This is a genomic window from Pseudomonas sp. 8O, assembly GCF_902506495.1.
In the GTDB taxonomy this organism is placed as follows: Bacteria; Pseudomonadota; Gammaproteobacteria; order Pseudomonadales; family Pseudomonadaceae; genus Aquipseudomonas; species Aquipseudomonas chaetocerotis.
The window spans coordinates 2,283,653-2,308,637 of sequence record NZ_LR733264.1 but is presented as its reverse complement, the minus strand read 5'-3'; the positions used below and the strand labels follow the sequence as shown (position 1 = coordinate 2,308,637).

At 63.8% G+C, this 24,985-nt stretch carries 26 protein-coding genes; 15 read left to right on the top strand and 11 right to left on the bottom strand.

The genetic code is table 11. The annotated features are described in order from the left end of the window. Positions 1-46 precede the first annotated feature (46 nt). Both GV002_RS13465 and GV002_RS13460 read left to right on the top strand, forming a co-directional pair. On the top strand, positions 47-1,024 hold the full coding sequence (locus GV002_RS13465; RefSeq protein WP_160018833.1) for a hypothetical protein: 978 nt from the start codon (positions 47-49) through the stop codon (positions 1,022-1,024). 128 nt (positions 1,025-1,152) lie between these two features. Then, positions 1,153-1,920, top strand: coding sequence for a TSUP family transporter (locus GV002_RS13460; RefSeq protein ID WP_160018832.1), 768 nt, complete (start codon positions 1,153-1,155; stop codon positions 1,918-1,920). Between the two features lie 226 nt (positions 1,921-2,146). Here GV002_RS13460 and GV002_RS13455 read toward each other — a convergent pair whose 3' ends face one another. From GV002_RS13455 to GV002_RS13440, 4 genes are all read right to left on the bottom strand, one after another. After that, the gene (locus GV002_RS13455) at positions 2,147-2,878 is read right to left on the bottom strand and encodes an ABC transporter ATP-binding protein (RefSeq protein ID WP_160018831.1); all 732 of its coding nucleotides are present in this window, start codon (positions 2,876-2,878) and stop codon (positions 2,147-2,149) included. Then, on the bottom strand, positions 2,875-3,705 hold the full coding sequence (locus GV002_RS13450) for an ABC transporter permease (protein WP_160018830.1): 831 nt from the start codon (positions 3,703-3,705) through the stop codon (positions 2,875-2,877). The genes GV002_RS13455 and GV002_RS13450 overlap by 4 nt, the downstream gene beginning before the upstream one ends. A gap of 3 nt (positions 3,706-3,708) precedes the next feature. After that, the gene (locus GV002_RS13445; protein WP_160018829.1) at positions 3,709-4,701 is read right to left on the bottom strand and encodes an aliphatic sulfonate ABC transporter substrate-binding protein; all 993 of its coding nucleotides are present in this window, start codon (positions 4,699-4,701) and stop codon (positions 3,709-3,711) included. Positions 4,702-4,778: 77 nt separating this feature from the next. Beyond that, positions 4,779-6,098, bottom strand: a complete 1,320-nt coding sequence (locus tag GV002_RS13440) for an OprD family porin (protein ID WP_160018828.1) — start codon at positions 6,096-6,098, stop codon at positions 4,779-4,781. 487 nt (positions 6,099-6,585) lie between these two features. On the opposite strand from GV002_RS13440, the gene GV002_RS13435 reads away from it, so the two are divergent. The 4 genes from GV002_RS13435 (at position 6,586) to GV002_RS13420 (ending at position 11,125) form a co-directional block, all read left to right on the top strand. Beyond that, entirely contained in the window at positions 6,586-7,545 is a 960-nt protein-coding gene (locus tag GV002_RS13435; protein ID WP_160018827.1) for an aliphatic sulfonate ABC transporter substrate-binding protein, read from the top strand. After that, a complete protein-coding gene (locus GV002_RS13430) occupies positions 7,542-8,771 on the top strand; it encodes an acyl-CoA dehydrogenase family protein (RefSeq protein ID WP_160018826.1) in 1,230 nt (409 codons plus the stop codon). The genes GV002_RS13435 and GV002_RS13430 overlap by 4 nt, the downstream gene beginning before the upstream one ends. 103 nt (positions 8,772-8,874) lie before the next feature. Next, on the top strand, positions 8,875-9,801 hold the full coding sequence (locus GV002_RS13425; protein ID WP_160018825.1) for a sulfurtransferase: 927 nt from the start codon (positions 8,875-8,877) through the stop codon (positions 9,799-9,801). A 139-nt stretch (positions 9,802-9,940) separates the two neighbouring features. Continuing rightward, positions 9,941-11,125, top strand: a complete 1,185-nt coding sequence (locus GV002_RS13420; protein WP_160018824.1) for a YeeE/YedE thiosulfate transporter family protein — start codon at positions 9,941-9,943, stop codon at positions 11,123-11,125. A 134-nt stretch (positions 11,126-11,259) separates the two neighbouring features. On the opposite strand, the gene GV002_RS13415 is transcribed toward GV002_RS13420, so the two are convergent. Continuing rightward, positions 11,260-12,501, bottom strand: coding sequence for an MFS transporter (locus tag GV002_RS13415; RefSeq protein WP_160018823.1), 1,242 nt, complete (start codon positions 12,499-12,501; stop codon positions 11,260-11,262). A 331-nt stretch (positions 12,502-12,832) separates the two neighbouring features. Beyond that, positions 12,833-13,117, bottom strand: a complete 285-nt coding sequence (locus GV002_RS13410; protein WP_125836181.1) for a hypothetical protein — start codon at positions 13,115-13,117, stop codon at positions 12,833-12,835. A gap of 174 nt (positions 13,118-13,291) precedes the next feature. On the opposite strand from GV002_RS13410, the gene GV002_RS13405 reads away from it, so the two are divergent. After that, the gene (locus GV002_RS13405) at positions 13,292-13,921 is read left to right on the top strand and encodes a class I SAM-dependent methyltransferase (RefSeq protein ID WP_160018822.1); all 630 of its coding nucleotides are present in this window, start codon (positions 13,292-13,294) and stop codon (positions 13,919-13,921) included. A gap of 72 nt (positions 13,922-13,993) precedes the next feature. Here the strand turns inward: GV002_RS13405 and GV002_RS13400 are convergent, their stop codons facing one another. The 3 genes from GV002_RS13400 to GV002_RS13390 form a co-directional block, all read right to left on the bottom strand. After that, positions 13,994-14,299: an NIPSNAP family protein gene (locus GV002_RS13400; RefSeq protein WP_125836179.1), complete on the bottom strand. Its 306-nt coding sequence runs from the start codon at positions 14,297-14,299 to the stop codon at positions 13,994-13,996. A gap of 150 nt (positions 14,300-14,449) precedes the next feature. Then, positions 14,450-15,097: a DUF998 domain-containing protein gene (locus GV002_RS13395; protein ID WP_160018821.1), complete on the bottom strand. Its 648-nt coding sequence runs from the start codon at positions 15,095-15,097 to the stop codon at positions 14,450-14,452. 53 nt (positions 15,098-15,150) lie between these two features. Next, positions 15,151-16,368, bottom strand: a complete 1,218-nt coding sequence (locus GV002_RS13390) for an MFS transporter (protein ID WP_160018820.1) — start codon at positions 16,366-16,368, stop codon at positions 15,151-15,153. Between the two features lie 104 nt (positions 16,369-16,472). Between GV002_RS13390 and GV002_RS13385 the strand changes: the two genes are divergently transcribed. The 4 genes from GV002_RS13385 to modC all read left to right on the top strand — a co-directional run bounded on the left by GV002_RS13385 (position 16,473) and on the right by modC (position 19,994). Beyond that, positions 16,473-17,246, top strand: coding sequence for an AraC family transcriptional regulator (locus GV002_RS13385; RefSeq protein WP_160018819.1), 774 nt, complete (start codon positions 16,473-16,475; stop codon positions 17,244-17,246). A 109-nt stretch (positions 17,247-17,355) separates the two neighbouring features. After that, positions 17,356-18,111 carry a molybdate ABC transporter substrate-binding protein gene (modA, locus tag GV002_RS13380; protein WP_160018818.1) on the top strand — a complete coding sequence of 252 codons (756 nt, stop codon included), beginning with the start codon at positions 17,356-17,358 and terminating at the stop codon, positions 18,109-18,111. 78 nt (positions 18,112-18,189) lie between these two features. Then, positions 18,190-18,870 (top strand): molybdate ABC transporter permease subunit, encoded by a 681-nt coding sequence (gene modB / locus GV002_RS13375; RefSeq protein ID WP_160018817.1) that lies wholly within the window; start codon positions 18,190-18,192, stop codon positions 18,868-18,870. Next, positions 18,870-19,994 carry a molybdenum ABC transporter ATP-binding protein gene (gene modC / locus GV002_RS13370; RefSeq protein ID WP_160018816.1) on the top strand — a complete coding sequence of 375 codons (1,125 nt, stop codon included), beginning with the start codon at positions 18,870-18,872 and terminating at the stop codon, positions 19,992-19,994. Before modB ends, modC begins: the two co-directional genes overlap by 1 nt. A 147-nt stretch (positions 19,995-20,141) precedes the next feature. Here the strand turns inward: modC and GV002_RS13365 are convergent, their stop codons facing one another. Both GV002_RS13365 and GV002_RS13360 read right to left on the bottom strand, forming a co-directional pair. After that, the gene (locus tag GV002_RS13365) at positions 20,142-20,966 is read right to left on the bottom strand and encodes a sigma 54-interacting transcriptional regulator (RefSeq protein WP_160018815.1); all 825 of its coding nucleotides are present in this window, start codon (positions 20,964-20,966) and stop codon (positions 20,142-20,144) included. Positions 20,967-21,080: 114 nt separating this feature from the next. Beyond that, positions 21,081-21,662 (bottom strand): RBBP9/YdeN family alpha/beta hydrolase, encoded by a 582-nt coding sequence (locus tag GV002_RS13360; protein ID WP_160018814.1) that lies wholly within the window; start codon positions 21,660-21,662, stop codon positions 21,081-21,083. 245 nt (positions 21,663-21,907) lie between these two features. On the opposite strand from GV002_RS13360, the gene oscA reads away from it, so the two are divergent. The 4 genes from oscA (at position 21,908) to cysW (ending at position 24,985) form a co-directional block, all read left to right on the top strand. After that, positions 21,908-22,090, top strand: a complete 183-nt coding sequence (gene oscA, locus GV002_RS13355; protein ID WP_074682162.1) for a sulfur starvation response protein OscA — start codon at positions 21,908-21,910, stop codon at positions 22,088-22,090. A gap of 102 nt (positions 22,091-22,192) precedes the next feature. Next, positions 22,193-23,191, top strand: coding sequence for a sulfate ABC transporter substrate-binding protein (locus GV002_RS13350; protein ID WP_160018813.1), 999 nt, complete (start codon positions 22,193-22,195; stop codon positions 23,189-23,191). Positions 23,192-23,283: 92 nt separating this feature from the next. Then, a complete protein-coding gene (gene cysT, locus GV002_RS13345; RefSeq protein WP_160018812.1) occupies positions 23,284-24,102 on the top strand; it encodes a sulfate ABC transporter permease subunit CysT in 819 nt (272 codons plus the stop codon). Positions 24,103-24,112: 10 nt separating this feature from the next. Beyond that, entirely contained in the window at positions 24,113-24,985 is an 873-nt protein-coding gene (gene cysW / locus GV002_RS13340) for a sulfate ABC transporter permease subunit CysW (protein ID WP_160018811.1), read from the top strand.

Here is a 24,985-nt window from a genome sequence, read left to right as displayed (position 1 = left end):
AAGCACCGCATTCAATAGCGATTCCTTTAAGGATAAAGGTAAAACGATGACCTCCACTCTACTGAAAAATCGTTTTCTGGCACTTCAACAGCACGTGTCCATGCAGCAACTGGGCGAAGCATTCATCGAGGCTCTACCCCAAAATATTGCCGCATTGAAGATACCTGGCCGCCTGATTACCAGCGACTCTCGCAGGACTCCCATTCCCGCTTATGTCGAGCATGTTCCCAGCATTCAGCTGGTTATGCACGAAGTTCTCTGCCATGACACGACCCAGGAAGCCCAATCCTGGGCAGAGCAATGTTTCCATGCGTTCCTGGCCAAGCAGGAAGCGGATGATGGCGTTCTGAGATTTTTCAACGGCTGGAATGAGACCCACAAGACAACCAGTTTGGTATCCGCAAAGATCATCATGCGCCTGGCGGCAGATGCCATCTCGATCCCTACCGAACGGCAGCTTGGCTATAGCAATGTGATGGCACACATGCATGAAGTCGCGAAAGATGACTTCGGACTTGGCCATGAAGGGCACGATGGCATGTATGACTACATGACCAATGCCTTCAACGCCTCTCGTTGGAAAGAAGCCCACTTCATCGTAAGCGAGCGCAATGAATTCTCCGAATTTCTTTATAACGTGGGTGTAGCGGGACACAAGTTCCCAATGGACACAACCGAGCACAAACAGTCCATATTGAACGCCATGATAACATCCATCGCTTCGGAGCTATGGAATGGCCGGGAGTACAATTTCATTGCGCAATATATCGAAGAAAAACTCCTGTCCTACACCCCCTCCCTGAGTACCGATAACCGTGCCTTGCGCAATGCAAAAGGCTATGTCATGGGGCACTCTGGAGAGGTCGAGAACAGGCACGGCCTGCATGCATTAGCGGCAGCGCAGGCCTATAGCCGCAACACCGGTATCGCATTCGACATTACCAAACTCAAGGAAGTAATGCTGGATTACAACCAACGAGTGGGCAATGCTTTCCATGGACTTCACCGTGCGCTAACTGCATGACGACGTCCGTTTAAATACGCGCGTGGGTATTCCGTTTAACCCTATAAACGAAATACCCACACCCTTACCTGTAAATGGATAGCCCTGTATGTCACCGCCCCTAATACCCCCAAACTGGGAAATGCATGATGAGTTTTGAGTACCTCATCGTTGCACTCGGTTTCTTTGCGTTCTGCGGTGGATTGATTGATGCGGCAGTTGGTGGTGGCGGCCTTGTGCAAGTGCCTGCACTTTTGCATGCATTACCGCAACATAGTTTGGCCACCGTGTTCGGCACGAACAAACTGGCGGTATTACTGGGAAATATTTCGTCTATCTCGGGCTACCTGAGAAGAATAAATATCGTCTGGAAGCTCATGCTACCCACGATGATTTCTGCCTTCGTATTTTCTTTCCTGGGTGCTCTTTCGGTATCGCTCATTCCCAAGACGCTCATGGAATATGCCGTCTTTGTGCTCCTGATCGCCATGGCCATCCATACCTTTGTCAGGAAGGACTTTGGGCAACACCAAGGCAACCTGCAACATGGCAGGCGAGAAATTCTGCTCGGCATATTCTTCGGTGCACTACTCGGTTTCTATGATGGTGTATTCGGCCCCGGCAGTGGCAGCCTCTTGCTTTTCGTATTCGTCAGGTTCTTCGGTTTTGATTTCCTGAACGCTTCGGCTTCCGCCAAGCTCATCAACCTGGGGACGTTCAGCGCGGCGCTGCTGTTCTTCGCGCCATCAGGCAATGTGTTATGGCTGGCAGGCGGCATCGTAGGCCTGTGCAATATCGCTGGGTCTCTGACAGGCGTTTTCCTGGCACTGCGTTATGGAAGCGGATTCATCCGTATCTTTTTCCTGATTTTGCTGCTGTTTCTAATCGGTAGAATGGGGCTTTCCCTATTTTTCTGATCATTCAAACCTCCTGAAAGGCATCGCTATCCAACCAGGTCGATGGACCTTCAAGATTGAAGGTCCATAGCAGTGGAATTATCGGTTTCATACATGCACTCCCCTCCACAGCCCCATAGGAAGAGCCCCCGGATTTCATCCGGGCTACGAAAAGCAGTCCGCGTGCGACGCAGGCAAAAAAATGGGCCTTACGGCCCGAAAAGTTACTCCACCTTGAAGAGTTCGTTTACAGCACGTGTGACTGGTACAGCTCGGTCAGGGCCTCGCCGCGCAGGTAGGCCAACTCGGCCGAGCGCCGATCTCGCGGGCGAACCAGGGGCACGGCCAGTTCGCGTTGCAGACGGCTTGGTGTGCCGCCAAGGATCAGCACGCGGTCGCTGAGGTAGAAGGCTTCGTCGAGGTCATGGGTGACGAGCAGCACGGCGATCTCGTAGCGTGCAGCCAGCTCCACCAGCAGATCCTGCAGCTTCATGCGGGTGAAGGCGTCCACCGCGCTGAAGGGCTCATCCAGCAGCAGTACCTGCGGTTTGCCATACAGCGCGCGGGCGATAGCCACGCGCTGGGCCTGGCCGCCGGAGAGGTGTTTTGGCAGCGCGTCGCCACGTCCCTGCAGGCCGACGTCACGCAGCAGTTGCTGCACCCACGCGTCGTCAGCCACCCAACCATCGGCGAAGCCGACGTTCTGCGCGACGCTCAGCCAGGGCATCAGCCGAGGCTCCTGGAACACCACGCCGATGCCGCAGCCACGCCCGAAGTTGAGCAGCGGGTTGAGTTCCAGCCCGCCCAGGTAGTCCTGATCCAGCCCGGCGGCGATGCGCAGCAGGGTGCTCTTGCCGCAGCCGGAGGGGCCGAGCAGGCTGACCACTTCGCCAGCGGCCAGGCTCAGGCTGACGTCTTCGAGCACACGTACGTCGGCGAAGGCCTTGTGGATATTCTGCAGTTTCAGCAATGCACTCATGCTTCGCTCTCCCCGCCCTGGAAGCTGTCGCGCCAGCGCAGGGCGCGGGTTTCCCAGGCCTTGAGCAGGCTATCGCTGAGTTTGCCGAGCAGCGCCAGCAGCAGAATGGCGGCGATCACCAGATCCGGCCGCGAGGTTTCCCGACCATCGCTGAGCAGGTAGCCGAGGCCACGGGTGGCGGCGATCAGTTCGGCGGCGACGAGGAACATCCAGCTCAGGCTGAGCGCGCCGCGCAGACCGGTGAACAGGCTCGGTAGCGCAGCCGGCAAAAGAATGCGGCGCACCAGCGCCATGGGCGACAGGCCATAGAGCCGGCCCACCTCCACCAGCTTGCGGTCGATGTTGCGGATGCCGGCGAGCAGCGCCAGGTACACCGGGAAGAAGGCGCCGAGGGCGATCAGCACGATCTTCGGCGTTTCGTCGATGCCCAACCAGAGCAGCAGCAACGGTACCCAAGCCAGGCTGGGAATCGCCCGCAATGCCTGGAAGGTCGGTTCCAGATAGGCTTCAGCGCGGCGGCTGAGGCCCACACAGGTGCCGATGACGATGGCCAGCACGGCGCCAATGGCAAAACCGGCGCCGACGCGCAGCAAGCTGGCGTTCAGGTGCCGCCACAGCTCGCCGCTCTGCGCCAGCAGATACAGGGTTTGCGCCACCTGGCTCGGCGCGGGCATCTGGTGCGCGGGCAATACGCCGCTGCGCACCAGGGTTTCCAGCAGGGCCAGAATCAGCAGGGGCACCACCCAACCACGCAGGTCGGTCAGTGCCGGCCGCCAGCCTGGAAGCCGTTCGGCCCAGCGACCGATGACGAGGTTGAGCGCTCCCATCGGTCAGTTCCCCGCCTTGGCCACGTTGCTACCGATCACCTGAGCGGCCAGTTGCGGCTGGATCAGTTGGTCGACCACCCGGGCCACATCGGTGCCCGGACGCACCAGCTGCTCGTCGAGCAGGATGGGCGCGGCGGCTTTCAGCGCCTTGATGTGTTCGGCGCCCGGCTGCGGGTTGCTGAAGTCGGTGCGCGACAGTTGCAGCTTGGCCACTTCCAGCGGCAGCTTGGCCTCGTCGGCGAGCAGTTGGGCCAGGGCGTCGGGGTTGGCGATGGCCCACTGACGCGCCTGCTCGTAGGCGGCGATCACCTGCTGGATCAGCTCGGGCTGCTGCTTGGCGAACTTCTCGGTGACGCTGAGCACGCTGTAGCTGTTGAAATCACGATTGCGGTACAGCAGGCGCGAGCCGGCCTGCAGTTCGCTGGCCGCCATCAGCGGGTCGAGCCCAGCCCAGGCCTGCACGTCGCCGCGCTCCAGGGCGACGCGACCGTCAGGATGTTGCAGGTGGACGATTTCCACGGCGTTCTTGTCCAGCCCGGCCTTCTGCAGGCTCTGCAGGAGGAACAGGAAAGGGTCGGTGCCCTTGGTGGCGGCGACCTTTTTGCCCTTGAGATCGGCCAGCGACTGGATGGGCGAGTCCTTGGGCACCACCAGCGCTGTCCACTCCGGACGGCTGGCAACGTAGACGGTGTTGATCGGCGCGCCGTTGGCGCGGCTAAGCACGGCGGCCAGGCCGGCGGTGGAGGCGAAATCGGTACTGCCGCCGTTGAGATATTCCAGCGAGCGGTTGCTGCCCTGGCTGAACACCCATTTGACGGCGATGCCCTGCGGCGCGAGGTTTTTTTCCAGCAGCCCCTGCTGCTTGAGCACCAGGCTGGTGGGGGCGTAGTAGGCGAAGTCCAGGCGGACTTCTTTCGGTGGTGCGGCATGTACGGCGGTAGGCAACCAGGCGGCGAACAGGGCCGCCAGGCCAACACGCAAGGCATTCTTCTTCATGGTCATCTCCTCATGGATGAATGGCCTTCCGGCCCGTTGGCGGGCCGGTCAGGAGATGTCACAACTGGGTTAGTGGATCAGAGCAGCGTCAGGGTGTAGCTCAGGATCAAACGGTTCTCGTCGGCGTCGGTGGTGACGTTGCCGCGCTGGGTCGCATTGCGCCAGGACACACCGAGGCCTTTCAGCGGGCCGTCCTGCAGGGTGTAGTCGAGGCGGAAATCGCGCTCCCACTCTTTCAGGTCGCCGTTGGCGGAATCGACGTTGTCACCCTTGAGGTAAGCGACGCTGGCCTTCAGGCCTGGGACGCCGAGTTTGGTGAAGTCATAGCCGTACTCGGCCAGCCAGGTGCACTCGCCGGCGTTCTGGAACTTGCCGATCTGGCGGTCGGTGATCAGGTAGGACGAGGAGCCGCCGCCCTGGTTGAGGAAGGGGAAGGCGCTGTCGCCTTCGACCTGCTGGTAGCCCAGGCTGGCGAAGTGGCTGCCCAGGGTGTAGGTGAACAGCGCGCTCCAGGTCTGGTTGTCGACCTCGCCGGTGCTGCTGTCGCCGGCACGCCAGTAGCCGGCGCTGCGGTAGCCATCGGCACGGCCGGAGGCGCTGCCGTTCTTGCCGTCGGAGCCACTGTCGAAGTAGCGCAGATCGGTCTTCAGCGAACCCGGGCCGATCGCCCAGTTGTGCACCAGGCCGAGGAAGTGCTGTTTGTAGAAGTCTTCCAGGTTGCCGTAGTAGTACTGCAGCGTCAGATCCTTGGTCAGCTTGTAGTCGCCGCCGGCGAAGTAGAACTTGTTGGTGTCGGCGTCACCGGTGGCGCCGGCGATACGCAGGGCGATGTCGTCCGTGGAACTGCGGGTCTTGGTGCTTTCCAGCTGGCCGGCGGTCAGGGTCAGGCCGTCGATCTCGTTGGAGGTGATCTGCCCGCCCTCGAAGGTCTGCGGCAGCAGGCGGCCGTCGTTGAAGGTCACCACCGGCAGCTTCGGCAGCAGGGTGCCGAGGCGCGCCTCGGTCTTGGACAGGCGCACCTTGGCGGTCACACCGGCCTTGCTGTAGTCGTCCACGGCGCTGCCGTCGCTATCGAGCGGGAACAGCTGGCCGGGGGTGCGATCACGGCCGGCCTTGCCGGCGGTGCCGCCGGAGTCCAGCTTGACGCCCAGCAGGCCGATGGCGTCGAGGCCGAAACCGACGGTGCCCTGGGTGAAACCGGAGCTGTAATTGAAGATGAAACCCTGACCCCACTCCTGCGCCTCGCCGTTATTGTTGGCGGTGTTCTTGTTGTTCAGGTCGTAATAGAAATTGCGCAGGCCGATGCTGGCCTTGCTGTCTTCGATGAAACCAGCGGCGGCGGCCTGGTTGGCGATGGCGGCCAGCGTGACGGCCAAGGCCAGTGTGGATTTTTTCATGCTCGATGCTCCAAGTGCTTTGTGTGCTGTTCTAGGGTTGGCACTGCACAGGGGCTCGGCAGGACAGCGGACTTGGCGCTGTTCTCGGCGGATTGGCAAAAGAGCCCCTGATTCGGGCCCGATGCGGTGGTCCGCTGTCGGCTGCTGGCTAATCTACGAAATACCCGCTAATCCCTAAAAAGAATTATTTTTCACTTTGTAGTAACCAAAAAGAATATGACCCTGATCCCGATGCAACTCGGTCCGTAGGAGCGGATTCATCCGCGAATCCTGCGAGCCACTCCTGACGGCTTGCTCCGCCAGCCCGCACAAGGCCCCTGCTGCGCCTGACAAACTGGCCTTAGCTAATTCCTAAAAATTATTTAACAAGCAGTTTTTATATCGTCTAGCTTCTCTTCACCGGATCACCGGACTTCTTTCCCTCAACACTGAAGTACGCGTGATCCGCCGCCCCCATGGCCGGCACGTGTTCGTATCGAGAGCCGCCATGTCCAAGATCCATTCCAAACGCAGCACACTGATCGCCGCCTCGGTGGCCATCGGCCTGCTCGTCGCTCCGCTCACCGAGGCCGCCGAGCAACTGCGCATCGGCTACCAGAAATCCTCCACGCTGATCAGCCTGCTGAAGAGCCAGGGCACCCTGGAGAAGGCATTGGCCGACCAGGGCATCACGATCAGCTGGCACGAATTCCCCAACGGTCAGCCGCTGCTGGAAGCGCTCAACGTCGGCAACATCGATCTCTCCGCCGATGTCGCCGACACCGTGCCGGTGTTCGCCCAGGCCGCTGGCGCCGACCTCGCCTACTTCGCCCAGGAAGCGCCTTCCCCCAGCGCCCAGGCGATCATCGTGCGCGAGGATTCACCGATCAAAACCCTGGCCGACCTCAAGGGCAAAAAGGTCGCCGTGACCAAGGCGGCCGGCGTGCACTACCTGTTGATCGCCGCGCTGCAGCAGGCTGGCCTGAAGTTCAGCGATATCGAACCGGCCTACCTGACTCCAGCCGACGGTCGCGCCGCCTTCGAGAACCGCAAGGTGGACGCCTGGGTCACCTGGGAGCCATTCCTCAGCGGTGCCCAGCAGCAGTTGCCAACGCGCATCCTCGCCGACGGCAAGGGCCTGGCCGACTACCAGCGCTACTACCTGACCAGCGCCAAGTTCGCCAAGAGTCACCCGCAGGTGCTGCAGACCGTGTTCGCCGAGCTGGTGAAGACCGGCGACTGGCTGCGCGCCAACCCACGCCAGGCCGCTGAAATCCTCGGCCCGCTGTGGGGCAACCTCGACCCTGCCATCGTCGAGAAGGCCAACGCCAAGCGCAGCTACCAAGTGCGCCTGGTGCAGCCGGACAGCCTCGCCGAACAGCAGAAAATCGCCGATGCCTTCTACGGCGCCAGTCTGTTGCCGACCTCGGTGGATGCCCGTGAAGTCAGTATCTGGAGCCCGCAATGAGTGCCGAGGCCCGTCTGCACCCCAGCCTGCGCGACGAGCCCTTGTTCGCTGCGCACCTGTTCCCCGCGGATTTCGGCAGCCGCACGGCCAAGGTCGAACGCCTGGGCCGGCGCCTGGCGGCCAGCGCGGTGGAGCGTGATCGCGCCGGCGGCAGCGCCCAGGCCGAACGCGAGCTATTGCGCGACAGCGGCCTGCTGACCCTGGCCGTGCCGCAGCAGTATGGCGGCCAGGGCGTGGCCTGGCCGGAGATCTATCGCATCGTGCGCTACCTGGCGGCGGTGGACAGCTCGCTGGCCCACCTGTTCGCCTTCCAGCACCTGCAGGTGGCGACCCTTTTGCTGTTCGGCAACCCCGAGCAGCAGCGCCACTGGCTGACGCGCACGGTGCAGGAGCGCTGGTTCTGGGGCAATGCCACCAACGGCCGCGACACCGGCCTCAAACTCAGCCCACGCGAAGAGCATTTCGAGCTCAATGGCAGCAAGTCGTTCTGCTCCGGCGCGCTCGGCGCCGATGCGCTGGTGATCAGCGCACCGCGCGGCAGGAACCCGGAGGATCGGGTGTTCATCGTGCTGCCCAGCCAGCGCGAGGGCCTGGCGGTGAACAGCGACTGGGACGGCTTCGGCCAACGCCAGACCGACAGCGGCACGGTGCAGTTCGAGCAGGTGTTCGTCGACGCCAGCGAGTTGCTCGGCCCGGTCGGCCCCAGCCCGCGTACCACTCTGCGCGCCTGCCTGTCACAGCTGATCCTCACCCAGCTCTACCTGGGCAATGCCCAGGGCGCGTTGGACGCAGCGCTGCGCTACACCCGCGAGCAGAGTCGTGCCTGGCCGGCATCAGGCGTGGCCAATGCCAGTGACGATCCGTTTATCCAGCAACGCTACGGCGAGCTGTGGCTGCGCTACCGCAGCGCCCTGCCCCTGGCCGAGCACGCCGCCCAGCGCCTGCAGAGCGCCTGGGAAAAACCGGCGCTGACTGCCGCCGAACGCGCCGAGGTGGCGCTGGCCATCAGCGAGGCCAAGGTGGTGGCGGTACGCGCGGCGCTGGAGATTACCAGCCAGATCTTCGAAGCCATGGGCGCCCGCGCCACCAGCTCGCGTTACGGCTTCGACCGCTTCTGGCGCAACGTGCGGGTGCACAGCCTGCACGATCCCATCGACTACAAGGTGCGCGACCTCGGTCACTGGCTGCTCAGCGGCCAGGGGCCGCAGCCGTCGCTGTACGGCTGAGGGAGGTGCGTTCAACCGGGAATATGCATAGAAAAAAGCGGTATCTCGCTTCGATAAAGGCTGACTAGCCTGAAATCTGCCAACCTTCGAGAGGTCGTCGACAATGACTATCAAGACCCTGTTCGGCGCCGGCCTGCTGGCCGCCGCCACCCTGCTGCACACGCTGACGGCGCAGGCCGCCAGCGACTATCTGGTCAGTACCGAGTGGCTGGAAAAGAACCTGAAAGATCCCAAGGTACGCATCATCGAAGTCAGCGTGGTGCCCGGTGTCTACGAGCGCGGGCATATCCCCGGCGCGGTGAACTTCGCCTGGCACAGCGACCTGGTCGACCCGGTGCGCCGCGACATCGCCAGCCAGGAAGCCTTCCAGCAGCTGCTGCGCAAGGCCGGGGTAAATGACGACAGCACCACCATTCTCTACGGCGATAACAACAACTGGTTCGCCGCCTGGGGCGCCTGGGTGTTCGACGTGTACGGCGTCGACAACGTCAAGCTGCTCGATGGCGGTCGCGCCAAGTGGGAAGCCGAAGGCCGTCAGCTGGACAGCCGCGCCAGCACGCCGAAAGCCGGCAACGTAACGGTGCAGGCCGCCAACAAGGATCTACGCGCCTTCCTCCCGGACGTGCTGGCCGCTGCGGAGAAGCGCAGCGACGTGCAGCTGGTGGATATCCGCTCGCCGGATGAATACAACGGCAAGGTCTTCGCCCCGCAGGGCGTACAGGAGCTGGCCGTGCGCGCCGGCCACGTGCCGGGGGCAGTGAACGTGCCCTGGGGCCAGGCGGTCGCTGCCGACGGCACCTTCAAATCGGCCGAGGAGCTGAAGAAGGTCTACGCCGCGGTAGGCATCGACGGCAGCAAGCCAATCATCACCTACTGCCGCATCGGCGAGCGCTCCAGCCACACCTGGTTCGCCCTGAAGAAAATTCTCGGCTACGACGTGCGCAACTACGACGGCTCCTGGACCGAGTACGGCAATGCCGTAGGCGTGCCGGTGGTGAACCTGGCCGGCACCGTCTGGGGCGGTAAGTAAGCGAGCGGCCGGCGGCCTCGGCTGGGTAGATCACGCCGCACCGATCCGCCCGTGGCTCAAACGGCAACGACAGTACAAACAGCGGCCCTGCACGCGAAGCCAGGGCCGCTTTCGTCATCAGGGTCAGCAAGGACACCCCATGACTGCCAGCATTGCCTCCCCTCGCGCAGCGCTACCCATCGCTACGTCCGGTCTGATCGCCATCGCCCTGCTCGCCTTCATCTGGCTGCTGGCTGACGGCAGCAACGAAGGCCGCGTCTTCAGCTACTCGCTGGCCAGCGGCGCGCTGTTCGGCCTGCTGCTGCAGCGTTCGCGCTTCTGCTTCTTCTGTGTAACCCGCGACTTCGTCGAACGCCGCATACCGGACGGCCTGCTCGGCCTGCTCGCCGCCCTGGCGGTGGGCACCCTCGGCTATCACGCGGTGTTCGGCGCCTTCCTGCCCGACCCCAGCGGCGGGCGCCTGCCCCCGGATGCCCATATCGGCCCGCTGAGTTGGGTGCTGGCTCTGGCCGCCACGCTGTTCGGTCTCGGCATGGCGATTTCCGGCTCGTGCATCAGCGCGCATCTGTATCGCCTCGGCGAGGGCAATTTCGCCTCGCTGGCCGCGCTCACTGGCGCGCTGCTCGGCTTTGCTCTGGGTTTTCTCAGCTGGAACCCGCTGTATCTGGCCGCCCTGCAGGAAGCGCCGGTGCTCTGGCTGCCCGGCCGAGTTGGTTACGGCGGCTCGCTGCTGCTGCAACTGGCGCTGCTGGGTGCGCTGGCCGCCTGGCTGCTGCGTTATCGCCAGGCGGGCACAGCTTCCGGGACACAGGGGCTATGGTCGCTGCTGTTCGGCGCGCGCTGGCCAACCTGGGTCGGCGGCGTGCTGATCGGTGGGCTGGCGGTGCTGGCGTATTTTCGCGTCGCGCCGCTGGGGGTGACCGCCGAACTGGGCAGCCTGGCGCGTACCGGCGCGGACAGCCTGGGCTGGCTGCCCGAACGTCTGGAGGGACTCGATGGCTTTTCCGGCTGCGCAACGATGGTCAAGGAGACGCTGCTGTCGAACAACGGCCTGTTCGTCATCGGCCTGGTGATCGCGGCCTGGGCAAGCGCCCTGGCCGCCGGCGACTTTCGCCCCAGCAGTGGCGCGCCGCGCGACTGGCTGCGCGGCTTGCTCGGTGGCGTGTTGCTGGGTTGGGGCAGCCTGCTGGCATTGGGCTGCACCGTGGGCACGCTGCTGTCCGGGGTGATGGCCGGCGCGGTGTCGGGCTGGGTGTTCGGCCTGTTCTGCCTGGTTGGCATTGTGCTTGGATTGAAGCTGCGGCCGTTGCTGCGCTTGGGGTGAAGCCCGGTTCCCAGACCGGGCCCCTGCCAGGTTGCTGATTGAAGCGATCTGTAGGAGCCGGCTTGCTGGCGATCAAACCTTGGCCTCACGCGAAGCTGATCGCCAGCAAGCTGGCTCCTACAAACAGACGGCGCCTACGCCGCCTTGCTCGGCGAAGCATCCTCGAAGCGATTCACCTTGCGCAGGCTCTTGAAGCCGAGCATCCAGCCGCCAGTCACGGTCAGGGTGCAGGCGCAGCCGATCAGCGCCGCCGGTACCACGCCGAACCAGGCGGCGCTGGTGCCGGCGCGGAATTCGCCGAGCTCGTTGGAAGAGCCGATGAACAGCATGTTCACCGCGTTGACCCGGCCACGCATGGTGTCCGGGGTGGAGAACTGCACCAGTGAGGAGCGGATGTACATGCTCACCATGTCCGCACCGCCGGCCACCACCAGCGCGGCGAACGATAGCCAGAACAGGCTGGACAGCGCGAACACCAGGTTGGCCACGCCGAACAGCGCCACCGCGCCGAACATCACCAGGCCGACATGGCGGTTGAACGGCTTCATGCTCAGGTACAAACCCACCGATACCTCGCCGATGGCCATGGCGCTGCGCAGCAGGCCGAGCCCCGTCGGCCCGACTTCCAGCACTTCCTGGGCGTAGATCGGCAGCAGCGCTATCACGCCTCCAAGCAGCACGGCGAACAGGTCCAGCGAGATGGTGCCGAGGATGATCGGCCGCGTGCGGATGAAGTGGATGCCAGCAGTAAAACGCGCCCAGGCAGTGGACTCCAACGCCTGCATCTTTTCCGCGCAGCGCACCGGCACCCGCAGCAGCAGTGCGGAGCCAGCGAGGAAGCAGGCCAGGCACACCGAGTAGGTCAACCCGCCGCCACCGATGGCGTACAGGCCGCCACCGATCACCGGCCCGGAAATGGTCGCGCCGCGCATGATCATGCTGTTGGCCGCAATGGCCGCAGCCAGGCGTTCGCGCGGCACGATCTGCGGCAACAGGCTCGATAGCGCCGGCCCGGTGAAGGCGCGGCCACAGCCGTAGAGCACCAGCACCGCGTAGTACCAACTGACGGCCGCCTCGCTCAGCGACAACCACAGCAACACCGCCGCACACACGCCCTCGACCAGCCAACTGAGCATCAGGATCAACTTGCGGTCGTAGCGGTCGATCAGGTCGCCGGCGGGCATCAGCAGCACCAGCATGGGAATGAACTGGGCCAGGCCGACATAGGCCAGCGACAGCGGATCGCGCGTCAGGTCGTAGACCTGCCAGGCCACCACGATGGCCTGGATCTGAACGGCGAACACCACCACGATGCGGGCGATGAGAAACGGCAGGAAACCGGGAAGTCGGTAGACGGAAACAGGGGCAGCGGACACGGCGAAAATCTCGAGGCAGAACCGGCAAGTGCCGGACGAGGTAAGCCGGCCAATCTACGGGAAAGCTCCGCCACGGGGCAAACCCGAGAACAGGCTGTTGCGCAGATCACGCCCTGGACTACGCGGAGGCGTCAGACACACACGAGTGCCTTACTGGGCGACGCCGGGTCCGCGCCTGGTTCGGTCACTGTAGGAGCGCCGCCCCGGCGCGAAGACGGATGCGGCCGTATCGCAATAGTGAGTTGCCGGCTCCATTCGCCGCAGGGGCGGCTCCTGCAGGTGTTGCCAGCACGGGGGATGCGGGAGGTCATTCCTCCCGCCAATATCCAGGCTAGACGAATGCCTGGTCGCCGAAACCTCGCGGCAGACGCTGCGGGCCTGGCAAGGCAGCCAGACGCGCCTCCCAGGAAGTGCGCCAGTCGTTGATGGCGCGGGCAGCCTTCTCGCGGCGGGCGGCACGGCGCGCGGCATTGCGTGAGTTACGTCGAGCTTCGGTGAACACTTCGGTCTTACGGCAATTGCGGCATTTGACCTTGGCCAATTCGGTGGTGGCGGGCAGCTTTTCACCATGAGAACCACAGGCGAGGTGGCCAGAGACTTTGTAGTGCGTAACCATCGCGTTATCTCCTTGATTGTGGGTGCCCGACTGCAGCCAGCCGGTCTACACCCCTCAGGAAATGGGACTGTGCAAGCGGTACGCGGGTTCATTGCCATCGACCAAGGGGCATGCCGCCTCTGGCCGTGCGCCCTACCAAACGGTTTTAATGCGCTCTTTTACCGGAACCTCACCATGCCCCTGAGCCCCGATGAACTCGCGCAAATCAGCGCTCTCACCCTGGCCCACTACCAGAGCAGCGCCGAGGATTTTCGCGAGGGCACGCGCGACCATGATGTGAGTCAGAACATTGCCGCCCTGCTGCGTCATATCGAAGCTGAAAAGCCCTGGCGTATCCTCGATTTCGGCTGTGGCCCGGGGCGTGACCTGCGCACCTTCAGCGGCCTCGGCCATACCGCCGTCGGCCTCGATGGTTGCGCCGAGTTCGTCGCCATGGCGCGTGCCGATAGCGGCTGCGAGGTGTGGCAGCAGAGCTTTCTCGAACTGGACCTGCCGGCTGGACATTTCGACGGTATCTTCGCCAACGCCAGCCTGTTCCACGTGCCGGATCAGGAGCTGCCGCGCGTGCTCGGCGAGCTGCATGCGGCGCTCAAGGCCGGTGGCGTGCTGTTCAGCTCCAACCCACGTGGCGAGAATCAGGAAGGCTGGAACGGCCCGCGCTACGGCAGCTACCACGACCTCGAACGCTGGCGCGCGCGGCTCACGGCGGCCGGCTTCGTCGAACTGGAGCATTACTACCGCCCCGCCGGCCTGCCACGCGACCAGCAACCCTGGCTGGCCAGCGTGTGGCGGCGACTCGGTTGAGGCTCACCGCCGCAAGGCATGCCAGGGCGCTCGCTCGGGACAGCCAGGCGCCTGGCAGCTGCCTGCCTCGCCCTAGTCGAGTACAGGGCGGAAGAAGCTGCGCTCGTAGCTGAGGACGCAGCGCGTCTCCTCGGCGTACTTGAACGCCGCCTGGCACTCGGCGTCGACGAATGAATCCTGACGGTAGCGCTCGTAGTCGGTCAGGCTGGGAAAACTGAACAGTGCCAGCGCGACGTTATTGGCCCCCTCGGACGGCAGGAAATAGCCATGGTGCGTACCGCCGAATTTCTCTACCAAGGGAATCCACAGTTTCGCGTAGCGCTCGAATTCCTCGAGTTTGTAGGGGTCGACGATGTAGCGCAGGTAGCAAGTGATCATGGCAGTCCTTCCTTGCGGGCATGTTCGATGAGCGCGCGATATAAACACGGCTCGGCCGGCAGATGCATCTACTACGGAACGAAATCGCCTTCGCCAATAACCCCCGCAGCAGAGCACCGAGCATCGGTGCCCCAGTGCCCGCGAAACACTTCAAGTTGTACCTGACTGGAGGGAACCGGCACGGCTTCGCGACAACATCAGCGCCAGGCCTGCGACCCAGATCACCGAGATACCGTAGTTGATGCGCTGGTACAGGCCGAACGAATGCCCGGTCTCGACGGCATGGGCCATCAGCACCACAGTGGCCACGGCCAACACGGTGCAGGCGAGGGAAAACAGACCGAAGCCGCGAGCGCCCATCAGGCGCTTACTCGCAAAGGCCCAGAGCAGGCTGGCCAGGGTCAGCGATAGGAACATCACCAGCCCGGCCAGGTTGTGCATCTGCTGCGAGAAGGACGGCTGTACTGGCGCACATCCCTGGTCGCAGGGGAAATAGCCAGTGGCGAAGCTGGCCAGCCCATGGACGAGAATCAGCCCGGCACTGAACAGCGCAAGCCGCGAGCCGCGCAGCCGACGCAGCACGCCCACGGCGAAGAGCACAAAGAGCACGCCCAGCGGCAGGTTATTGACCCAGGCCGAGAAGCCCTGGGTGGGTGAACCCTGCGCTCCAAGCTGGCTCATGGCCTGATCCAGATGGCTGTAATCGGGGTACGCCAGCGCCGTCAGCAACACGCCGAAGAACAGCCAGAACGGTATCAGCACGCCCAGGCCAAGCAACATCCGATCAAGGTTTTTCATTCGTCCCTGCTCCTTGCGGGTAGTGGGGGCCCCTTGCCCCCGCGGTGAGTCGGCTAACGGGTCTTGAGCGACGGCAGCAGCGCGGTGAGGATACCCAGCAGCGGCAGGAAGGAGCACAGCAGGAACACCTCCTCGATGCCGTGGATGTCCGCCAGGTAGCCGAGCAGCGCTCCGCCAATACCGCCAAAGCCGAACATCAGACCGAAGAACAGCCCGGCGATCATGCCGACGTTGCCCGGCATCAGCTCTTGGGCGAAGACCACGATGGCGGAGAACGCCGAGGCCAGGATGAAGCCGATCACCATGCTCAGCACGCCGGTCCAGAACAGGTCGACGTGCGGCAGCAGCAGGGAGAACGGCGCCACGCCGAGGATGGAAAACCAGATCACCTGCTTGCGCCCGATGCGGTCGCCGATCGGCCCACCGAAGAAGGTGCCGGCCGCCACCGCGCCGAGGAACAGGAACAGGTAGAGCTGCGAGCTGGCCACCGACAGCTCGAACTTCTCGATCAGGAAGAAGGTGAAATAGCTGGTGAAGCTGGCCATGTAGAAGTACTTGGAGAACACCAACAGCGCCAGGATCAGCAAGGCGAACTTCACCCGCCCGGACGACAGGCCATGAGTGGCCATGCCGCCCTGCTTGAGTTTGAACAGCGTCAGGTGGTGGCGATACCAACGGCTCAGGCCATATAGCACGACGATGGCGAAGGCGGCGAACAGGCCGAACCAGGCGACGTTACCCTGGCCGTAGGGAATGATGATGGCCGCCGCCAGCAGCGGGCCGAATGCGGTACCGGCGTTGCCGCCGACCTGGAAGGTGGACTGCGCCAGGCCGTAGCGTCCGCCCGATGCGAGGCGGGCGATGCGCGACGCCTCGGGATGGAAGGTCGAGGACCCGATGCCCACCAGTGCTGCGGCCATGAGGATCGCCGGAAAGCTACCGACGAAGGCCAACATGAGGATGCCGACCAGGGTACACAGCGAACCGGCCGGCAACAGCCAGGGCTTGGGATGGCGGTCGGTGTGATAGCCCACCCAGGGCTGCAGCAGCGAGGCGGTGAGCTGGAAGGTCAGGGTGATCAGGCCGATCTGGGCGAAGCTCAGGCCGTAGTTGAGCTTGAGCATCGGGTAGATGGCGGGCAACACCGCCTGGATCAGGTCGTTGATCAGGTGCGCCAGGGCGCAGGCGCCGATCACGCGCATTACCAGAGGGCTGGCCTGGCTGACGGGCGAGGCAGCGGCCAGGGGCGTAGCGGCAGGACTGCTGGACATGCTTGAAGCTTCCGGACGAGGTGAGGAACGGCGCTATGCTAGGCTCCGCTCAATCGCCTGTCTCACGAAGACAGGACAGCAACCTTCGCAAAAAGGGCACAGGCATGCGATTACCCGAGAAGTTGCTGGCCGAGATCGACGCCTCCCCCTGGCTTGTCAGCAGCAGCGCCACCGATTATCCGGTCAACGCCATCATCGAGCCGCACTCGCACCGCAACAAGCACCAGCTGATCTACGCCATCTCCGGGGTGATGGTGGTGACTTCGGCGCTGAACCAGTGGACGGTGCCGCCGAGCCGCGGCATATGGATGCCCTGCGGTCAGGTGCATGCGATCCGCTGCATCGGCAGCGTGCGAATGCGCAGCGTCTTCGTGCGCCCCGACAGCCTGGCGGACATGCCCGCCGAGTGCCGCGCCGTGGCCATCTCACCGCTGCTCAGCGAGCTGATCCGCGCCGCCGTGGCGATCACCCAGCCCTATGCCGACGACTCGCGCGAGGCGCGGGTGATGCGCCTGATCCTCGATGAATTGCGCATCCTGCCGACCCTGCCGCTGCACCTGCCGCAGCCGGCCGACCCACGCATCCAGGCGATCTGCGCGACGCTGCAGAACGATCCTGGCGACGCCTCCACCCTGGCTGAATGGAGCACCCGCCTGTGTCTGGACGAGAAAACCATCCAGCGCCTGTTCCAGAAGGGCACTGGCATGACCTTCGGCCAATGGCGCCAGCAGGCGCGCCTGTTGTTGGCCCTGGAGCGCATCGCCCTGGGCGAGAAGATCATCGACATCGCCGGGGAGCTGGGCTACGACAGCCCCAGCGCCTTCGCCACCATGTTCAAGAAGCAGTTCGGCACCACGCCCAGCCAGTTCTTCAAGTGATGCAGGCCAGGCCCGCAGCCACTTCAACAATCGCTATATACAAAAAAACATAACGATGTAGGATTGCGCATCCGGTCTCTCGTCGGGATCGATTCCACGAGGAATCCTCATGTTCAAGCCTCTCAAGCACAGCCTGTTTGTCCTCGGCCTGGTCTTCGCCAGCGGCGCCATCGCCGACGAGGTCAAGGTCGCCGTGGCCTCCAACTTCACCGCACCGATGCAGGCCATGGCGCCCGCGTTCGAAAAAGCCACCGGGCACAAGCTGGTGGCGTCCTTCGGTGCCACCGGGCAGTTCTACGCGCAGATCAACAATGGTGCGCCGTTCGATGTACTGCTCGCAGCCGACGACACGACGCCGGCCAGGCTGGAGCGCGAGGGCATGACCGTACCCGGCTCGCGCTTCACCTACGCCATCGGCGGCCTGGTGCTGTGGTCGGCCGATGCCAGCTACCTCGACGGCACGGACGCAGCGCTGAAAGCCGGCCAGTTCAGGCACCTGTCCATCGCCAACCCCAAGGCCGCGCCCTATGGCCTGGCAGCGACTCAGGTGCTGGCAAAGCAGGGCCTGAGCGAGACGGTCAAGGCCAAGCTGGTGGAGGGCCAGAACATCACCCAGGCGCATCAGTTCGTCTCCAGCGGTAACGCCGAGCTGGGTTTCGTCGCGCTGTCGCAGGTGTACAAGGACGGCCAGCTCAGCAGCGGCTCGGCCTGGATCGTCCCGGACGCCATGTACGACCCGATCAGGCAGGACGCGGTGATCCTCAAGCAGAGCGCGAACAATCCGGCCGCCGTCGCACTGGTCGAGTATCTGAAAGGCCCGGAAGCGGCCAAGGTGATCGAATCGTTCGGCTATAAACTGCCGTAGCCCGGATGAAATTCGGGGCCATCTGTCTGAGCATGCCCCGGATTGCATCCGGGCTACGTCTGCCACCGGAACCCACCCATGCCGCTGTCCAAGAACGACCTCGATGCGATCCTGCTGACCCTCGAGCTGGCCTCGCTGACCACCTTGCTGCTGCTGATCATCGGCACGCCCATCGCCCTGTGGCTGGCGCGCACCGACTCCTGGCTCAAGCGCCCGGTCGGTGCCGTGGTGGCGCTACCGCTGGTGCTGCCACCGACGGTGATCGGCTTCTACCTGCTGGTGAGCATGGGGCCCAACGGTTTCTTCGGCCAACTGACGCAAAGCCTGGGTCTCGGCACCTTCACTTTCACCTTTACCGGCCTGGTGATCGGTTCGATCTTCTATTCCCTGCCCTTCGTCGTGCAGCCGTTGCAGAACGCCTTCGAGGCCATCGGCCGTGGTCCGCTGGAGGCTGCTGCGACCTTGCGCGCCAATCCCTGGGACAGCTTCTTCAGCGTCGTGCTGCCGCTGGCACGCCCCGGCTTCATCACCGCCGCCATTCTCAGCTTCGCCCATACCATCGGTGAGTTCGGCGTGGTGCTGATGATCGGCGGCAACATCCCCGGCAAGACCCAGGTGGTCTCGGTGCAGATCTACAACCACGTGGAAACCATGAACTACGCCCAGGCGCACTGGCTGGCCGGTGGCATGGTTGCGTTCTCCTTCATCGTTCTGCTGGCGTTGTACAGCGGGCGCAGCACCCGGATGAGGACACTGTGATGTTCGGGTTCGGCAAAGCCCCACCACCTGCCGTTCACGACGACGGGCGTATTCGCGCGCGCTTTCTGGTCAGGCATCCGGGCTTCACCCTGGATGTCGACCTCGACCTGCCCGGGCGCGGCGTCAGTGCGCTGTTCGGCCATTCCGGTTCGGGCAAGACCAGTTGCCTGCGCTGCTTCGCCGGGCTGGATCGCCCGCAGCAGGGCTACCTGCAGGTCGCCGGAGAGCTCTGGCAGGACAGTGAGCGCGGGTTCTTTCTGCCCGCTCACAAGCGGGCCATAGGTTACGTATTCCAGGACGCCAACCTGTTCCCGCACCTGAGCGTGCGCAAGAATCTGGAGTACGGCCAACGGCGCATCCCCGCCGCACAGCGCAAGGTGGCGCTGGATCAGGCGCTGCAGCTGCTGGGTATCGACCATCTGCTCGAGCGCATGCCCTCGGCGCTGTCCGGTGGCGAACGCCAGCGCGTCGGCATCGCCCGTGCGCTGGTCACCAGCCCGCGCCTGCTGCTGATGGACGAGCCGCTGGCTTCGCTGGACCTCAAGCGCAAGCAGGAAGTGCTGCCCTATCTGGAGAGGCTGCACGAAGAGCTGGACATCCCCGTACTCTATGTCAGCCATGCGCCGGACGAAGTGGCACGCCTGGCCGATCATCTGGTGCTGCTCGACGAAGGCCAGGTGCACGCCAGCGGCCCGCTCAAGGAAACCCTGCTGCGTGCCGACCTGCCCTTCGCCAGCGACGAGGATGCCGAGGCGGTGATCGACGGCCAGGTCTGCGCTCACGATGCCGCCTACGATCTGCTGGAGCTTCAACTGCCTGGCAGCGAGGCGCGCCTGCGCTTGCCCCATGCGGCGCTGCCCAGCGGGCATCGAGTGAGGGTGAAAATCAAGGCGCGCGACGTCAGCCTGGCGCTCAATCGCGCCGAGGATTGCAGCCTGCTCAACCTGCTGCTGGCTACGGTGGAAAGCTGGCAGGCGCTAGACGCGCAGATGCTGCTGACCCTGCGCATCGGTGATCAACGCCTGCTGGCGCGAATCACCCGCTACTCCTTCGATCAGTTGGGCATTCATGCCGGACAGGCGCTGTGGGCGCAGATCAAGTCGGTGTCGCTGCTCGCGCCGTAGGGCGCGCACCGATCTGATAGCTCCCACGCTCTGCGTGGGAGTCAAGGTAAGGGCGCTCAGCGCCCGTACGGACTGCTAGGCAAAAGCCAAACGGACGCAGAGCGTCCCAGGGTGCATTCCCACGCGGAGCGTGAGGAACGATCAGTCTCACGCAATACCCGGCAACTCCAGATGCTCCGGCCCGATTTCGGCGTTGCCGGCCAGCAGCAACGCGAAGTGGATGACGTTTTCCAGCTCGCGAGTATTGCCCGGCCAGCGGTGCGCCTCCAGCAAGGCCAGCGCCGCCGGGCTGATCGACGGAATGGTCAGCCCCAGGCGCGAGGCATGGATGCCGAGGAAGTATTCGGCCAGCGGCAGGATGTCGCCGACCCGCTGACGCAGCGCCGGGAACAGCAACTGGCCGTCGCAAAGGTAGGCATACAGGCGCTCATCGAAGGTACCCGCAGCCACCGCGCGGGCCAGGTCGATGCTGCTCGCCGCCACCAGACGCACATCCACCGGCAGCGCCTGGCTGGCGCCGACGCGATACACCTCGCGGGTTTCCAGCGCGGCCAGCAGCTTGCTCTGCAGAGGCCGCGAGAGATCAGCGATTTCATCCAGGTAGAGCGTGCCGCCATTGGCCGAACCGAACCAGCCGGCACGGCTACTGCCGGCGCCGACATGAGCACCGGCGGCATGGCCGAACAACTCAGCCTCGCCCCACTGCGGGCTTATCGCCGCGCAGCTCACCGCCACGAACAGGCCAGCGCGCTCACTGTGGCGATGGATATAGCGAGCCAACAGCTCCTTGCCGGTGCCGGTTTCACCGAGAATCAGCAACGGCTGGCCATTGCCCGCCAAGGCTTCGGCGCGCTCTCGCAGCTGACGTGAACGCGCATCGACGAATACCAGCGCCTTGGCGCGGATGCTCAGCGGGCTCTTGTCCGAATCAGCGAAGGTCAGCGGCGCCGGAAAGTCGGGTGGAAAGCTCATGACGTGCAGCTCCAATGCCGCGCCTCAGTGGACGCAGCCCGTAGTCGAGTAAAAAAGAGCGGGCGGCTGCCTGGCCCGTTCCCGCTCCGAAAGGGTTCGCCCCGAGAGGGCCTTTCAGGCGCGCAGGCGCGAGTGCTGTTCGATGCGGCTCTGCAGGCGATACAGATAGCCGAAGCCCTGCTCCCAGTAACGGTGCCCGGACTTCACGTTGATATGCCCGGCACCGCTCAGAATCGCCGCCTCGCTACCCCAGGCCCGCGCCAGCTCCATGGCGCGCAGGGCGCTGGCCGCTGCGTCGTTGTCGGAACCCACCAGCAGGCTGGGAAAGGGCAGCAGATCACGCGGCATCGGCGCAAAATTCTGCAGCGGTGCGGGGCAGCCCAGCCGCTCGACATCGGCCGGCGCCACCAGCAGCGCGCCGCGCACACGGCGCAGCAGTTCGACCGGTGCCTGCGCGGCCCAATGCGCCACCGTCACGCAGCCCAGGCTATGGGCGATGAGGATGAGCGGACGCGGATCGTCGGCGACTGCCTGGTTCAACGCGGTGACCCAGTCGCCACGTTGCGGGTTGAGCCAGTCCTTCTGCTCCACACGCGCGCTGTTCGGCAGGCTGCGCTGCCAATGGCTTTGCCAGTGTTCTTCGGGTGAGCCCTGCCAGCCCGGCAGGATCAGATAACGGATTGCTTCGCTGCCCATGACGGCGCCTCCTTGAATCGAATGGCGTCAGTCTAGGCAGCACGAATAAATTACAAAAAGAATAAGAACTTATTTACTTATTCTAAAAATGCAATGTATCGCATCACGCCACATATTTCCAAAAAGCATATAAATGTTCTTAAACAATATTTTTAAGAATATTTACGCCTCTCTACTATCCGCTCCACGCCAGCGTCGGTACTCCATACCGCCGCCGTGGCGACCTATTCACAAGGAGCCTGGAAATGACCGCGACGCTGAGAAACCTCGAAGGCCAGGACGAAGCCGTGATCCTCCGCGAGATCCAGACCGCCCTGCATGGCCTGAAATTCGGTTCGGTGGAAATCACCGTGCACAACGGCCAGGTCGTGCAGATCGAGCGCAAGGAAAAGATTCGCCTGCAACAACCGAGTACCAAGAACAGCTGAAACATGATGCGGCCCGACTGGACCACCAGAGGGCTCGAGAAAGATCGCCCCGCCTGACACCCAACACGCCAACACAAGAATTTCACAGTTAGGAGCTGCACCATGTCCCTTCGTCGTTTTGCCCTGGCCGCGCTGGCCAGCAGTCTGATCGCCGGCCCGGTGGCCGCCGCACAAACCCTGCTCAACGTGTCCTACGACCCGACCCGTGAGCTGTACACCGAATTCAACGCCGCCTTCAACAAGCACTGGCAGGCCCAGGGCAACGAAGCGCTGACCATCCAGCAATCCCACGGTGGCTCGGGCAAGCAGGCCCGTGCGGTAATCGATGGCCTGCGCGCCGACGTGGTGACCCTGGCTCTGGCCGGCGATATCGACGAGCTGTACAAGCTCGGCAAGCTGATCCCGGAAAACTGGCAGGAGCGTCTGCCGGACGCCAGCACCCCCTACACCTCGACCATCGTGTTCCTGGTGCGCAAGGACAACCCGAAAGGCCTGAAGGACTGGGATGACCTGGTCAAGCCGGGCGTGGAAGTGATCACCCCGAACCCGAAAACCTCCGGTGGCGCACGCTGGAACTTCCTCGCTGCCTGGGCCTATGCCCAGCAGAAGTACGGCAGCGAAGCCGAGGCCAAGGCCTTCACCGAGAAGCTCTACAAGAACGTCCCGGTGCTCGATACCGGCGCCCGCGGCTCGACCATCACCTTCGTCAACAACGGCATCGGCGACGTGCTGCTGGCCTGGGAGAACGAGGCCTTCCTGGCGCTCAAGGAAGAAGGCGGGGAGAACTTCGAGATCGTCGCGCCGTCGCTGTCGATCCTCGCCGAACCGCCGGTAAGCGTGGTCGATCAGAACGTCGACAAGAAAGGCACCCGCAAAGTCGCCGAGGCCTACCTCAACTACCTGTACAGCGAGGAAGGCCAGCGCATCGCCGCCAAGCACTTCTACCGCCCACGCAACCAGGCGGTGGCGGCCGAGTTCGCCAAGCAGTTCCCGCAGCTCAAGCTGGTAACCATCGATGCTGACTTCGATGGCTGGAAAACCGCTCAGCCGAAGTTCTTCAACGACGGCGGCGTGTTCGACCAGATCTACCAAGCCCAGTGATTGCCACGGCGCGTCCGCCCATGTAGGGCGGATGCAGCCGCAAGATCGTCGCAGCCAGTGGCGGGTTCCACCCGCCCTACCAAGGAGCTTGCATGTCTCGCCGCACTTCCCCAGTCATACCCGGCTTCGGGCTGACGCTGGGTTACACCCTGGTGTACCTCAGCCTGTTGGTGCTGATTCCCCTGGGTGCCATGTTCGTCCACGCTGCCCAGCTCACCTGGGATCAGTTCTGGGCCATCATTTCCTCACCGCGCGTGCTGGCCGCCCTGAAACTGAGCTTCGGCACCGCCTTTCTCGCTGCCATCATCAACGGCGTGATCGGTACCCTGCTGGCCTGGGTGCTGGTGCGCTACACCTTCCCCGGTCGCAAGATCATCGAAGCGATGATCGACCTGCCGTTCGCCCTGCCCACCGCCGTTGCCGGTATCGCCCTGACCGCGCTCTATGCGCCTAACGGTTTGATCGGCCAGTTCGCCACGTCCCTGGGCTTCAAGATCGCCTACACCCCGTTGGGCATCACCCTGGCGCTGACCTTCGTCACCCTGCCCTTCGTCGTGCGCACCCTGCAGCCGGTGCTGGCCGACATCCCGCGCGAGGTCGAGGAAGCCGCCGCCTGCCTCGGTGCCAAGCCGCTGCAGGTGGCGCGCCACGTGTTGCTGCCGGCGCTGCTGCCGGCCTGGCTGACCGGCTTCGCCCTGGCCTTCGCCCGTGGCGTTGGCGAATACGGCTCGGTGATCTTCATCGCCGGCAACATGCCGATGAAGACCGAGATCCTGCCGCTGCTGATCATGGTGCAGCTGGACCAGTACAACTATGTCGGCGCCACCGCCATCGGTGTGCTGATGCTGGTGGTGTCGTTCATCCTGCTGCTGCTGATCAACCTGCTGCAGCGCCGCATCAGCCGTTCTTGAGGAGCCAGGCATGTCATCTGCAACCCTGACGGCCAGCGCCGTCAACAATGCCGCGCGCCGCGGTAACGCCCTGGGCCGCCGCCTGCTGATCATTTCGGCCTGGCTGGTGTTCGCCTTCTTTCTGCTGCTGCCGTTGTTCGTGGTGGCGACCGAGGCGCTCAAACAGGGCGTCGGCGTGTTCGTCGCCTCGATCCTCGAACCCGACGCCATCAGCGCACTGAAACTGACCCTGCTCGCCGTGGGCATCGCCGTGCCGCTCAACCTGGTGTTCGGCGTGGCCGCCGCCTGGTGCGTGAGCAAGTACGAGTTTCGCGGCAAGAGCATTCTGGTGACCCTGATCGACCTGCCGTTCTCGGTTTCACCGGTAATCGCCGGTCTGATCTACGTGCTGCTGTTCGGCGCCCAGGGCTTCTTCGGCCCCTGGTTGCGCGAGCACGACATCCAGATCATCTTCGCCCTGCCCGGCATCGTCCTCGCCACCGTGTTCGTCACCGTGCCCTTCGTCGCCCGCGAGCTGATCCCGCTGATGCAGGAGCAGGGCACACAGGAGGAAGAGGCCGCGCGCCTGCTCGGAGCCAACGGCTGGCAGATGTTCTGGCACGTGACGCTGCCCAATATCAAATGGGGCCTGATCTACGGCGTGGTGCTGTGCACCGCCCGGGCGATGGGCGAGTTCGGCGCGGTATCGGTGGTCTCCGGGCACATCCGCGGCTACACCAACACGCTGCCGCTGCATGTCGAGATTCTCTATAACGAATACAATCACGTCGCCGCCTTCAGCGTTGCCAGCCTGCTGCTGCTTCTGGCGCTGTTCATCCTGCTGCTCAAGCAGTGGAGCGAATCCCGTATCAACCGCCGCAAAGCCAGTGCTGGCGAGGAATAA

Bases quoted from the DNA above. Each gene is read 5' to 3' on its own strand.
- GV002_RS13465 (WP_160018833.1), top strand. From the start codon at position 47: ATGACCTCCACTCTACTGAAAAATCGTTTTCTGGCACTTCAACAGCAC.
- GV002_RS13460 (WP_160018832.1), top strand. From the start codon at position 1,153: ATGAGTTTTGAGTACCTCATCGTTGCACTCGGTTTCTTTGCGTTCTGC.
- GV002_RS13455 (WP_160018831.1), bottom strand. From the start codon at position 2,878: ATGAGTGCATTGCTGAAACTGCAGAATATCCACAAGGCCTTCGCCGAC.
- GV002_RS13450 (WP_160018830.1), bottom strand. From the start codon at position 3,705: ATGGGAGCGCTCAACCTCGTCATCGGTCGCTGGGCCGAACGGCTTCCA.
- GV002_RS13445 (WP_160018829.1), bottom strand. From the start codon at position 4,701: ATGAAGAAGAATGCCTTGCGTGTTGGCCTGGCGGCCCTGTTCGCCGCC.
- GV002_RS13440 (WP_160018828.1), bottom strand. From the start codon at position 6,098: ATGAAAAAATCCACACTGGCCTTGGCCGTCACGCTGGCCGCCATCGCC.
- GV002_RS13435 (WP_160018827.1), top strand. From the start codon at position 6,586: ATGTCCAAGATCCATTCCAAACGCAGCACACTGATCGCCGCCTCGGTG.
- GV002_RS13430 (WP_160018826.1), top strand. From the start codon at position 7,542: ATGAGTGCCGAGGCCCGTCTGCACCCCAGCCTGCGCGACGAGCCCTTG.
- GV002_RS13425 (WP_160018825.1), top strand. From the start codon at position 8,875: ATGACTATCAAGACCCTGTTCGGCGCCGGCCTGCTGGCCGCCGCCACC.
- GV002_RS13420 (WP_160018824.1), top strand. From the start codon at position 9,941: ATGACTGCCAGCATTGCCTCCCCTCGCGCAGCGCTACCCATCGCTACG.
- GV002_RS13410 (WP_125836181.1), bottom strand. From the start codon at position 13,117: ATGGTTACGCACTACAAAGTCTCTGGCCACCTCGCCTGTGGTTCTCAT.
- GV002_RS13405 (WP_160018822.1), top strand. From the start codon at position 13,292: ATGCCCCTGAGCCCCGATGAACTCGCGCAAATCAGCGCTCTCACCCTG.
- GV002_RS13400 (WP_125836179.1), bottom strand. From the start codon at position 14,299: ATGATCACTTGCTACCTGCGCTACATCGTCGACCCCTACAAACTCGAG.
- GV002_RS13395 (WP_160018821.1), bottom strand. From the start codon at position 15,097: ATGAAAAACCTTGATCGGATGTTGCTTGGCCTGGGCGTGCTGATACCG.
- GV002_RS13390 (WP_160018820.1), bottom strand. From the start codon at position 16,368: ATGTCCAGCAGTCCTGCCGCTACGCCCCTGGCCGCTGCCTCGCCCGTC.
- GV002_RS13385 (WP_160018819.1), top strand. From the start codon at position 16,473: ATGCGATTACCCGAGAAGTTGCTGGCCGAGATCGACGCCTCCCCCTGG.
- modA (WP_160018818.1), top strand. From the start codon at position 17,356: ATGTTCAAGCCTCTCAAGCACAGCCTGTTTGTCCTCGGCCTGGTCTTC.
- modB (WP_160018817.1), top strand. From the start codon at position 18,190: ATGCCGCTGTCCAAGAACGACCTCGATGCGATCCTGCTGACCCTCGAG.
- modC (WP_160018816.1), top strand. From the start codon at position 18,870: ATGTTCGGGTTCGGCAAAGCCCCACCACCTGCCGTTCACGACGACGGG.
- GV002_RS13365 (WP_160018815.1), bottom strand. From the start codon at position 20,966: ATGAGCTTTCCACCCGACTTTCCGGCGCCGCTGACCTTCGCTGATTCG.
- GV002_RS13360 (WP_160018814.1), bottom strand. From the start codon at position 21,662: ATGGGCAGCGAAGCAATCCGTTATCTGATCCTGCCGGGCTGGCAGGGC.
- oscA (WP_074682162.1), top strand. From the start codon at position 21,908: ATGACCGCGACGCTGAGAAACCTCGAAGGCCAGGACGAAGCCGTGATC.
- GV002_RS13350 (WP_160018813.1), top strand. From the start codon at position 22,193: ATGTCCCTTCGTCGTTTTGCCCTGGCCGCGCTGGCCAGCAGTCTGATC.
- cysT (WP_160018812.1), top strand. From the start codon at position 23,284: ATGTCTCGCCGCACTTCCCCAGTCATACCCGGCTTCGGGCTGACGCTG.
- cysW (WP_160018811.1), top strand. From the start codon at position 24,113: ATGTCATCTGCAACCCTGACGGCCAGCGCCGTCAACAATGCCGCGCGC.